General features: G+C 67.1%; 11 protein-coding genes, 1 rRNA gene and 1 riboswitch. Of the genes, 11 read left to right on the top strand and 1 reads right to left on the bottom strand.

What is annotated here, in order from left to right; translation table 11 throughout:
* From rrf to OP79_RS38240, 11 genes are all read left to right on the top strand, one after another.
* Nucleotides 1-88 (top strand): 5S ribosomal RNA (gene rrf / locus OP79_RS50725); the annotation flags it as partial.
* A gap of 151 nt (nt 89-239) precedes the next feature.
* Complete coding sequence (gene clsA / locus OP79_RS38285; protein WP_033327119.1) at nt 240-848, top strand: cardiolipin synthase ClsA; 609 nt, start codon at nt 240-242, stop codon at nt 846-848.
* A 116-nt stretch (nt 849-964) separates the two neighbouring features.
* Nucleotides 965-3,460, top strand: a complete 2,496-nt coding sequence (locus tag OP79_RS38280; RefSeq protein ID WP_033327117.1) for a mannose-1-phosphate guanyltransferase — start codon at nt 965-967, stop codon at nt 3,458-3,460.
* A 90-nt stretch (nt 3,461-3,550) separates the two neighbouring features.
* Nucleotides 3,551-4,453: a DUF881 domain-containing protein gene (locus tag OP79_RS38275; RefSeq protein ID WP_106972582.1), complete on the top strand. Its 903-nt coding sequence runs from the start codon at nt 3,551-3,553 to the stop codon at nt 4,451-4,453.
* Entirely contained in the window at nt 4,450-4,782 is a 333-nt protein-coding gene (locus OP79_RS38270) for a small basic family protein (RefSeq protein WP_033327114.1), read from the top strand. The genes OP79_RS38275 and OP79_RS38270 overlap by 4 nt, the downstream gene beginning before the upstream one ends.
* A 5-nt stretch (nt 4,783-4,787) precedes the next feature.
* Nucleotides 4,788-5,699: a DUF881 domain-containing protein gene (locus OP79_RS38265; RefSeq protein WP_033327112.1), complete on the top strand. Its 912-nt coding sequence runs from the start codon at nt 4,788-4,790 to the stop codon at nt 5,697-5,699.
* Between the two features lie 148 nt (nt 5,700-5,847).
* Entirely contained in the window at nt 5,848-6,732 is an 885-nt protein-coding gene (locus tag OP79_RS51115; protein ID WP_245685596.1) for a zinc-ribbon and FHA domain-containing protein, read from the top strand.
* A gap of 42 nt (nt 6,733-6,774) precedes the next feature.
* Nucleotides 6,775-7,503, top strand: coding sequence for a transcriptional regulator FtsR (ftsR, locus tag OP79_RS38255; protein WP_033327108.1), 729 nt, complete (start codon nt 6,775-6,777; stop codon nt 7,501-7,503).
* 73 nt (nt 7,504-7,576) lie between these two features.
* The gene (locus tag OP79_RS38250; protein WP_033327106.1) at nt 7,577-8,050 is read left to right on the top strand and encodes a bifunctional nuclease family protein; all 474 of its coding nucleotides are present in this window, start codon (nt 7,577-7,579) and stop codon (nt 8,048-8,050) included.
* Between the two features lie 244 nt (nt 8,051-8,294).
* Nucleotides 8,295-8,972 carry a MerR family transcriptional regulator gene (locus OP79_RS38245; protein ID WP_078492270.1) on the top strand — a complete coding sequence of 226 codons (678 nt, stop codon included), beginning with the start codon at nt 8,295-8,297 and terminating at the stop codon, nt 8,970-8,972.
* A gap of 92 nt (nt 8,973-9,064) precedes the next feature.
* The gene (locus OP79_RS38240; RefSeq protein WP_078492269.1) at nt 9,065-10,477 is read left to right on the top strand and encodes a DNA polymerase IV; all 1,413 of its coding nucleotides are present in this window, start codon (nt 9,065-9,067) and stop codon (nt 10,475-10,477) included.
* Between the two features lie 10 nt (nt 10,478-10,487).
* Here OP79_RS38240 and OP79_RS38235 read toward each other — a convergent pair whose 3' ends face one another.
* Complete coding sequence (locus OP79_RS38235; protein WP_033327102.1) at nt 10,488-10,862, bottom strand: PRC-barrel domain-containing protein; 375 nt, start codon at nt 10,860-10,862, stop codon at nt 10,488-10,490.
* A 130-nt stretch (nt 10,863-10,992) separates the two neighbouring features.
* A riboswitch (glycine riboswitch) is annotated at nt 10,993-11,089 on the top strand.
* The last annotated feature ends 10 nt before the right edge of the window (nt 11,090-11,099 follow it).

The raw sequence follows: 11,099 nt of genomic DNA, 5'->3' as shown, positions 1-11,099 counted from the left end.
CGGTTACATTCCGAACCCGGAAGCTAAGCCTCACAGCGCCGATGGTACTGCAGGGGGGACCCTGTGGGAGAGTAGGACACCGCCGAACAATCTTTGGAGCTCTGGTCCTCGGACGATAAGTCCGAGGACCAGAGCTTTTTTGTTTCCAGGATGCTTCCCGAACCCCCTCCGCGCCGCAGGGAGATGCCTGCGGGTAAGGTCAGGTCGCAACGTCGGCACGTTCCCACAGGAGGCCCCGGGTGGAGGTCCAAGAGACCCGCGTCCAGACAGACCGGGTCCTCACCATCCCGAACATCCTCAGCATGGCGCGTCTTGTTGGAGTCCCCGTCTTCCTGTGGCTGATCCTTTGGCCTGAGTTCGGCGGGCCCAAGAGCGACGGCTGGGCGCTGCTGGTGCTCATGCTGAGCGGGATCAGCGACTATTTGGACGGCAAGCTCGCCCGGCGCTGGAACCAGATCAGCAGTCTCGGCCGGCTACTGGATCCCGCGGCCGACCGGCTCTACATTCTGTCGACTTTGGTCGGTCTCACCTGGCGCGAGATTCTGCCGTTGTGGCTGACGACCGTCTTGTTGGCGCGAGAGCTGGTTCTGCTGGTGATGGTGGGCATCCTCAGGCGTCACGGCTATCCGCCGCCGCAGGTGAACTTCCTTGGGAAGGCAGCTACGTTCAACTTGATGTATGCCTTCCCGTTGCTGTTGCTCAGTGACGGAAGTGGATGGATCGCGTCACTCGCTGCTATTTTCGGATGGGCGTTCGCAGGATGGGGTACAACGCTCTACTGGTGGGCAGGGATCCTCTACGTGGTTCAGGTCCGCCGCCTTGTCCGCGCGGACGCCATGGCCGATTGAGCTCGCCAAATGGGCAGTCGTAGTGGCCTCTGATGGCCCGCAGACGTAATGTGCGGGACAATCTGGATGGGCGAAGTCGGCTAGACCGTCATCTCTTCAAGGAGGACGCTTCCGACATGAAGGCCGTCGTGATGGCCGGAGGCGAAGGCACACGCCTTCGTCCTATGACCTCAAGCATGCCCAAGCCGCTCCTGCCCGTGGCCAATCGCCCAATCATGGAGCATGTGCTGCGGCTGCTCAAGCGGCATGGGCTCAACGAGACCGTCGTAACTGTCCAGTTCTTGGCCTCGCTCGTCAAGAACTACTTCGGCGACGGTGAAGAGCTCGGAATGGAGCTCACCTATGCCAATGAGGAGAAGCCACTCGGTACTGCCGGCAGCGTCAAGAACGCCGAAGAGGCGTTGAAGGACGACGCTTTCCTTGTGATCTCCGGTGATGCTCTGACCGATTTCGATCTCACCGAGTTGATCAATTTTCATAAGGAAAAGGGAGCGCTTGTCACTGTCTGTTTGACGCGGGTCCCCAATCCGCTGGAATTCGGCATCACCATCGTCGACGAAGAAGGCAAGGTCGAGCGCTTCCTCGAGAAGCCGACCTGGGGCCAGGTTTTCTCGGACACCGTGAATACAGGCATCTATGTCATGGAGCCCGAAGTCTTCGACTATGTCGAGGCTGATGTTCCCGTCGACTGGTCCGGTGATGTCTTCCCACAGCTGATGAAGGAGGGCAAGCCGGTCTACGGCTATATCGCCGAGGGGTACTGGGAGGACGTCGGTACACACGAGAGTTATGTGAAGGCGCAGGCCGACGTCCTGGAGGGCAAGGTCGATGTCGAGCTCGACGGCTTCGAGATCTCGCCCGGTGTGTGGGTAGCCGAGGGCGCTGAGGTACATCCCGATGCAGTGCTGCGGGGGCCGCTGTACATCGGGGACTACGCCAAAGTCGAGGCCGGCGTCGAAATACGTGAGCACACCGTTGTCGGCTCGAACGTCGTGGTGAAGAGCGGGGCCTTTCTGCACAAGGCCGTTCTTCACGACAACGTGTACATCGGCCAGCACAGCAATCTGCGCGGCTGTGTTGTCGGAAAGAACACCGACATCATGCGTGCCGCGCGTATTGAGGACGGCGCCGTCATCGGTGATGAGTGCCTCGTCGGCGAAGAATCGATCGTGCAGGGGAACGTGCGCGTCTACCCGTTCAAGACCATCGAGGCCGGCGCTTTCGTCAATACTTCGGTCATCTGGGAGTCCCGCGGTCAGGCACATCTCTTCGGAGCTCGCGGGGTGTCCGGAATCCTGAATGTGGAGATCACGCCGGAGCTCGCGGTGCGCCTCGCCGGGGCTTACGCGACGACGCTCAAGAAGGGCTCCACGGTCACGACCGCCCGCGATCACTCCAGGGGTGCTCGTGCGCTGAAGCGGGCGGTCATTTCGGCGCTGCAGGCCAGCGCCATCGACGTACGGGACCTGGAGAACGTACCGCTGCCGGTGGCGCGGCAGCAGACCGCTCGGGGCAGTGCCGGCGGGATCATGATCCGGACGACGCCGGGGGTTCCGGACTCGGTCGACATCATGTTCTTCGACGGGCGCGGAGCGGATCTGTCGCAGGCGAGTCAGCGCAAGCTGGACCGGGTTTTCGCGCGGCAGGAGTACCGGCGTGCGTTCCCGGGCGAGATCGGGGACCTGCACTTTCCGGCCAGCGTCTTCGACTCGTACACCGGCTCCATGCTCAGGAACGTCGACACGACCGGGATCGCTGAATCCGGGTTGAAGGTGGTCGTGGATGCCTCGAACGGGAGCGCCGGACTGGTACTGCCCAGCCTGTTGGGCAAGCTCGGTGTCGACTCGTTGACCATCAACCCCGGTCTCGACGAGTCAAGGCCCACCGAGACGGCGGATGCGCGCAGGTCGGGGCTTGTGCGGCTCGGAGAGATCGTGGCCTCGGCACGGGCCGCGTTCGGGGTGCGGTTCGACCCGGTTGGTGAGCGGCTCTCGCTCGTCGATGAGAAGGGGCGGATTGTCGAGGACGACCGGGCGCTGCTCGTGATGCTCGACCTGGTGGCTGCCGAGCGGCGCAGCGGGCGGGTGGCACTGCCGGTCACCACCACGAGGATCGCCGAGCAGGTGGCGGCGTACCACGGGACTCAGGTCGACTGGACGACAACCTCGCCGGACGATCTGACGCGGGTCGGGCGTGACGACTCGACGATCTTCGGAGGCGATGGGCGCGGCGGGTTCATCGTGCCGGAGTTCAGCAGTGTCTTCGACGGCACGGCGGCCTTCGTACGACTCATCGGTCTGGTGGCGCGCACACAACTCACACTCAGCCAGATCGACGCGCGGATTCCGCGGGCGCATGTCCTCAAGCGCGATCTTGCGACTCCCTGGGCTGTCAAGGGCCTGGTGATGCGACGTGTGGTGGAGGCGGCCGGTGATCGGTTCGTGGACACGACCGACGGCGTACGGGTCGTGGAGACCGACGGGCGCTGGGTGATGGTGTTGCCGGATCCGGCGGAGGCGGTCACGCATCTGTGGGCCGAGGGGCCCGACGACGCGTCCGCCCAGGCGTTGCTCGACGAATGGTCGTCCGTGGTGGACAGCGCCGGGCGCTGAGCACGCGTGCGTGCCGAACGGTGCCCCCCCATGGGGCCCGTTCGGCACGTCGGTGGGGCCGTTCGGAGGTAGCGGTCGCGACGTGCGACGATGTGCGGCATGCCGCAGTACCCCCCCGTTCGGAGCACCCCCACGCGCCCTCCGCGTCCGGACGCCTCCATGTCGCTGCTCACCAACGTCATGGACCACAGCCTGGACGAGGGGTACGCGGAGGCGGCCGCCCGTAAGAAGGCCGAGAACGCCGGCGGCATGCCGAAGACGCTGCGGGCGAAGCTCGGTCTCGCGGTCGGCCTGGTACTCGCGGCCCTGGTGGTCACTGTGGGGGCGGCACAGGCGCGGATAGCGGCTCCCGTCGTCGCCAAGGAGCGCGAGGAACTCATCGACCGCATCGACCGTGAGACCGCGGTGGCCGACAAGATCGAGGACAGTGTCGACGAGTTGCGCGACGATGTGAGTGCTCGGCAGCGCGAGGCGCTGAAGAAACACGGCGGCGACCGGGGCGAACTGGTCGGCATCCTGTCCGGAGCGGTCGAAGTGCACGGTCCCGGCGTGAAGCTGGTCGTGGACGACGCGAAGGAAGCCGATCAGAGCGGTGACTCAGACGCGCGCGAGACGTCGGGCTTCTCCGACACGGGGCGCGTACGGGATCGCGATCTGCAACGGGTCGTCAACGGCTTGTGGGCATCGGGCGCCGAAGCCGTCTCGATCAACGGGCAGCGGCTGACGGCGCTGTCCGCGATCAGAGCGGCGGGTGACGCGATACTGGTCGACAACAAGCCGCTGGTGCCGCCGTACACGGTGCTCGCGGTGGGGGACGGCAAGAGGCTGAGCAGCGAGTTCCAGAGCAGTGCTGACGGGTTGTACCTGCAGGCGCTGCACGAGAACTTCGGGATCCGGACCGCCCTTTCCGTCGAGGACGACGTCCAGCTGCCCGCCGCGCCGAGCGTGATCGTACGAACAGCAGAGCCGAGCACAGAGAAGGGCACATCGTGATCGCCGTACTGGGCCTCGTCGTGGGAGTCCTGGCTGGATTGCTGGTTCGGCCGGAAGTTCCGGCGGTGGTCGAGCCGTACCTCCCGATCGCCGTGGTCGCGGCGCTCGACGCCGTATTCGGCGGGCTGCGCGCGATGCTCGACGGCATCTTCGACGACAAGGTCTTCGTGGTGTCCTTCCTGTCCAACGTCGTGGTGGCCGCGCTGATCGTCTTCCTGGGCGACAAGCTCGGCGTCGGTGCTCAGTTGTCCACGGGCGTCGTGGTCGTCCTCGGCATCCGCATCTTCTCCAACGCCGCGGCGATCCGTCGGCACGTGTTCCGGGCGTGAGGCCGATGAGCAACCAGGACGAGACCCCTGAGAAGGCCCCCAAGTCGGCCCCTGAGAACCCGCTGCGCAAGAAGCTGCCCGAAGAGGTGCCGGCTGAGGCGCCGGAAGCGTCGAGAACCGAGGCTCCGGAGACGCCGAAAACCGAAGCCTCGGAAGCACCGGAGACCGAGCCGGAGCAGGCCGGGCCGACCCTGTCCGGTCGTCAGCGGCTGGTGAACGGTCTATGGCCGCCACGCCTTTCACGTGCACAGTTCATCGTCGCCCTCCTCCTGTTCGGCCTCGGCTTCGGCCTGGCTGTTCAGGTGGCGTCCAACAGCGACGGCGACGGCGCCCTGCGCGGGGCGCGTCAGGAAGATCTCGTACGCATCCTCGATGAACTGGACGACCGTACTCAGCGTCTGGAAGAGGAGAAACGGGGTCTCGAAGATCAGCGCACCGAGCTGGAGAACAGTTCGGACCAGGCCGAGGAGGCCCGCAAGCAGACAGTCGAGAAGGAGAAGCAGCTCGGCATACTTGCGGGCACGGTGGCGGCGCAGGGACCCGGCATCACGCTGACCATCGACGACACGAAGGGGACGGTCGAGGCCGACATGCTGCTCGACGCGATCCAGGAGCTGCGCGCAGCCGGAGCGGAGGCGATCCAGGTCAATGGCGTACGGGTGGTCGCCAGCACCTATCTGACGGACGCGAGCGGAGGTGGAGTGAGCGTCGACGGGAACAAGATCAGCCCGCCCTATCGTTTCAAGGTCATCGGAAGGCCGCAGGACCTCGAACCGGCGCTCAACATCCCCGGCGGGGTGGTGCAGACTCTGGAGAAGGAGCAGGCCACCGTCACGGTGGAGCGCTCCGACAGGATCGTTGTGGACGCCTTGCGACCGGCGAAGCAGCCTGACTACGCTCGGTCGTCCTCCCCATGAGGCGAGGGCGCATGCGGGCCACTCGTCGAGGGCATGACGTTGCGGGGGGTCGACGCACCGAATGGGTGGTGCGTGGTGGAAACTGTCTGGTGGATGCGGACGTTGTGAGGATGTCTGGCTCGACCGCTGTGTGTAATCAGGGTTCGTCCTGCCCCACGGGCGGGTCTGTTTCGGTCAAGGGGAATCGCCCGTGAAGTTGTTTGCGAAGTGGTTTGGCAAGAGCGCGAAAGAAGGCAGCGACAGTGCCACTGCCCGGCATCGCGCATCGCGCCATGAAGATGCCGAAGGGCAGGGGGACCGCCCGCTGTTCCGAGATCAGCTCGGTGGCCAGGGCGGTGACATTCCCGGTGGTCAGGGCGCGCCGTCTGTTGACCCTGCCCAGTCCGGCCGCATAGGTTTCGGGGAACCGTCAACCTCAAGTGCGGGTGGAGGGTTCTCCCCCGATCCGTACGCGTCCAATGCCCAGGCAGGACAGCCGCGGCAGGAGGATCCGTCCATGTCGGCCCTGGTGTGCACGAGGTGCGGGAACCGCAACGCGGAGAACAGCCGGTTCTGCTCCAACTGCGGCGCGCCGCTGCGGGCCGGAGCGTCCGCCGAGCGTCCGTCGGAGACCACCTCGACGATCTCCATCTCGGGCCTCGAGGCCTATGACGCCGAGGCCACCGGCCAGACGCAGATGCCGATGCTCTCTCCCGAGGCGCAGGCAGCTGTGGACGCGCTGCCGCTCGGCTCGGCACTTCTGGTGGTGCGCCGCGGCCCCAACTCGGGCAGCCGCTTCCTGCTGGACAGCGACCTGACCACGGCGGGCCGTCATCCGCAGAGCGACATCTTCCTGGACGACGTGACCGTGTCGCGTCGTCATGTGGAGTTCCGTCGGCAGCCGGACGGCACGTTCACGGTGGCGGACGTCGGCAGCCTGAACGGCACGTACGTCAACAGGGAGCGGATCGACTCCGTCCCGCTGTCGAACGGCGACGAGGTGCAGATCGGCAAGTACAGGCTGGTCTTCTACGCGAGCCAGCGGGGAATCTGACCCTCCCCCAGAATCCGTCCGGGGGGACCCCAGGGAAGGGCCATGCTTCAAACACCGAGCGGCGGTGCCGGGAACGGCGCCGCCGCCAGTGGGCTGATGAGTATCGGCACGGTGCTGAACGTGCTGCGCGACGAGTTCCCCGAAGTCACCATCTCCAAGATCCGCTTCCTGGAGTCGGAGGGGCTCATCGAGCCGCAGCGGACGCCGTCGGGGTACCGGAAGTTCAGCCCGGAAGACGTCGAGCGCCTGGGCCACGTACTGAGGATGCAGCGGGACCACTATCTGCCCCTGAAGGTGATCCGCGAGCATCTGGACGCCGTGGAGCGCGGTGAGGCGGTGCAGTTGCCGTCGCTGGGGCGGCAGCGTGACGGGGAGGCCGTCGACGAACCGGAGGGACCCACCGCGGCGCGGATCGGGCGGGCCGAGCTGCTGGCCGCCGCCGAGATCGGTGAGCAGGAGCTCGACGAGTGGGAGTCGTACGGGCTCATCATGCCGTTGCCGGATGGGGGTTACGACGCCGAGGCGGTGACTGTGGCCGGCCTTGTCGTGGAACTCGGGCGCTCCGGAATCGAGCCGCGGCATCTGCGCGCCGTGAAGGCCGCCGCCGACCGTGAGGCCGGACTCGTCGACCAGGTCGTCGCCCCGCTGCGCCTGCACCGCAATCCGCAGACCCGGGCACACGCGGAGGCGCGGACCAAGGAGCTGGCGGGGCTGGCGGTGAAGCTGCATGCCGCGCTGGTGCAGTCCGCGCTCGGAGTACGGCTGCCCTGAACTCGAGGCCGGATCGGCCGCGCGTTCCGTGCTCGACTACCCAAAGATGCCGAGCACGGCCTAGGGTTGCTGTGTGAACGAGCTCGACGTCGTAGGTGTCCGGGTCGAAATGCCCTCCAACCAACCGATCGTGCTCCTGCGTGAAGTGGGAGGCGACCGTTACCTCCCCATCTGGATCGGGCCGGGGGAGGCGACGGCGATCGCCTTCGCACAGCAGGGCATGGCTCCCGCGCGACCGCTGACCCACGACCTGTTCAAGGACGTGCTGGAGGCCGTCGGCCAGGAGTTGACCGAAGTGCGCATCACAGACCTGCGGGACGGTGTGTTCTACGCGGAGCTGGTGTTCGCCAGCGGAGTCGAGGTCAGCGCCCGGCCGTCCGACGCCATAGCGCTGGCGCTGCGCACCGGGACGCCGATCTACGGCAGCGACGGGGTGCTGGACGACGCGGGGATCGCGATTCCGGACGAGCAGGAGGACGAGGTGGAGAAGTTCCGCGAGTTCCTCGATCAGATCTCGCCCGAGGACTTCGGGACCAACAGCCAGTGACCCGGCCTGACCTCCACAACCAGTGCCCCGGCTTCGGGACGAATATCCAGTGACCCTCCGGGACCGCCGGACGACAGGGCGTGCGGCGGTCGCGCCGAGAGCATTCGGCTAGCCTTTCCCGGCGGTGGAGCGCGGGAAACCACTCCTAGGGTGATTATCACTCGGCGTGCCGAGTGCGGTGGTCGTTGACGCACCCCCGGTGACTGCCTACCGTCGAGAAGGCAGGTCAAGGACGGAGGTCGGCGTGAGAAGCAGCGGCGACGGTACGGCTGAGGGCGCCCCCGGACGCAGTCCGGTGGAGAGCGGCCCGTACCCTCCCCCCAGCTCGCGGCTCCGCTCGAGCAAGGGGTACTCCCATCAGAGCAGCGCGGCCGATCACGCTCCGCAGCAGCGGCCGACGGCGGTGCCGGACGGTGGCGGGGTGGCGTCCGAGGAGATCGGCTATCGCGGTCCCACGGCCTGCGCGGCAGCGGGTATCACCTACCGGCAACTGGACTATTGGGCTCGGACAGGCCTCGTCGAGCCGAGTGTGCGGCCCGCCTACGGGTCGGGGACGCAGCGGCTGTACAGCTTCCGTGACGTTGTCGTCCTGAAGATCGTCAAGCGGTTTCTCGACACGGGTGTGGCGCTGCAGAACATCCGTACCGCGGTCCAGCACCTGCGGGAGCGCGGATTTCGGGACCTTGAGCGCATGACGCTGATGAGCGACGGGGCGACGGTGTACGAGTGCTCCTCACCCGACGAGGTCCACGCACTGCTCCAGGGCGGGCAGGGGATCTTCGGGATCGCCGTGGGTGTGGTCTGGCGGGACGTGGAGAGCGCGCTCTCGCAACTGCACGGGGAGCGCGTCGACACGGGCGAGACGCTCGTCGGACACCATCCCGCGGACGAGTTGGCGCGGCGTCGCAACCGCGCGGTCTGAGTGAGCGGTCGGAGGGGCGAGGGTCCTACGCACTGGGGGCGAGGCTCCTGCGTATGGGGGCATTGTCAGTGGCGTAGGGCAGCATCGGATATGTGAGAACCGCGCCCACGATCCTGCATCTCGACATGGATGCCTTCTTCGCCTCGGCGGAGCAGGCAGCCAAGCCGAGCCTGCGCGGGAAAGCGGTCATCGTGGGTGGACTCGGGCCGCGGGGTGTGGTCGCGACCTGCTCGTACGAGGCCCGGGTCTTCGGGGTCCATTCCGCGATGCCCATGGCGCAGGCGCGACGGCTGGCGCCGAACGCCGCGTATCTGGTGCCCCGTTTCAGGTTCTACCGCGAGATCAGCGAGCAGGTGATGGGGCTGCTACGGGAGTTGTCGCCGCTGGTGGAGCCGCTGAGCCTGGACGAGGCGTTCGTCGATCTGGAGGCCGGGGGAGCAGCCTGGGACGAGGCTTCGGCGCGGCTGGCGGGGGCGAAGCTGCGCGCGGACATCCGGGTCGTCACCGGGCTGACCGGGTCGGTGGGGCTCGCCGCCTCCAAGATGCTCGCGAAGATTGCCTCCGAGCAGGCCAAGCCCGACGGTCTGGTGGTGATAGAGCCGGGGACGGAGCGGGAACTGCTTGCTCCCATGTCGGTGCGCATCTTGCCCGGGGTGGGGCCGGCCACCGGGGACCATCTGCGGCGAGGCGGGATCACGACAGTCGGGGAGATCGCCGAGGCGGGTGAGGACGAGGTCGTACGGCTCCTCGGGAAGGCCCACGGGATCGCGTTGTACGCCATGGCGCTGGCGCACGACGAGCGGCCCGTGGTGGCTGAGCGGGACACCAAGTCGGTGTCCGTCGAAGACACGTATGACGTGGACATCCACGACCGGGTGCGGGTGCGGATGGAGGTGCAGCGGCTCGCCGACCGGTGTGTGCGAAGGCTGCGCGGCGCGCATCTGTCGGGACGGACCATTGTGCTCAAGGTGCGGCGGTACGACTTCTCGACGCTGACCCGTTCCGAGACGCTGCGGGGCCCCACGGACGACCTCTCGGTGGTGCGGGAGGCGGCCGCGCGGCTGCTGGAGTCCGTGGACACCACCGGCGGCGTACGGCTGCTGGGGGTTGGGGTGTCGGGGCTCGCCGACTACACGCAGGAGGATCTCTTCGCGCAAGTTCAGGCGCAGGCCGAGGCCCGGGCTCACGCGGATGAGCCGGAGCATCAGACGCAGGACGAGGCGGAGGAGTCGGCCGAAGAGCAGGAGGCGCCCGCCGTGCGGCGGTGGTCCGCGGGGCATGACGTGCGACATGCCGAGTTCGGGCACGGGTGGGTGCAGGGCAGTGGCATCGGGCGGGTCACGGTGCGGTTCGAGACACCGTTCGTTGTGGCTGGTCGCTCCCCCACTCTCGGCTTCGCTCGAGCGGGGGGACCCCCATCGCGGCGGAGCCGCAAATCGATACAGCCCCGCGCCCCTAAGGAGGCCTGCGGCCTCCCTGGGGCGCGGATACCGCGCCGGACTTAGGCAAGCCCGCTCAGGACTCGTCCGAGCCTGCCAGGTGACCGAAGTCGCGGTCTGGTGGAGGGGGCTGCGGGGGTGTCACGTCGAGGCCGTAGTGGTGGTAGAGCTGGAGTTCCTGCTCCGGGGAGAGGTGGCGGCCGACGCCGAAGTCGGGGGCGTCCTTGACCAGGGCGCGGTCGAAGGGGATCCGCAAGCTGCCCTCGACCAGCTCGCTGGGCTCCAGGGGCACGAAGGCGTCCCTGCCGAACAGGCCGGTGCGTATGGCCGCCCACTCCGGCGTACCGGTCGCGTCGTCGAGATAGACCTCGTCGACGGTGCCGATCTTGTGGCCGTTGCGGTCGAACGCCTTGCGGCCGATCAGGTTGCGCGGATCGATGTCGGTCTGCACGGGCCCTCCAGCTGGTCGCAACTCATCCGTCAGCACTACGCGGCACTACGCATCCGTAAGCACTACGAAAGAGCACTTTGCGGTGGGCGGCCACTCGGGGGATGCCCGCTGGTACGCTGTCAACGGCTGCTGACCCCGTGCGGGAGAGTCCTCCAAGGCTTCATCGGAGGCGCCGAAGGAGCAAATCCTCCCCGGAATCTCTCAGGCCCACGTACCGCGCGGACGAGGCCACTCTGG

The organism is Streptomyces yerevanensis (assembly GCF_000716805.1).
Taxonomy (GTDB): domain Bacteria; phylum Actinomycetota; class Actinomycetes; order Streptomycetales; family Streptomycetaceae; genus Streptomyces; species Streptomyces flaveus.
The sequence above is the reverse complement of the archived record's forward strand: the minus strand, read 5'-3'. Positions and strand labels throughout refer to the sequence as shown.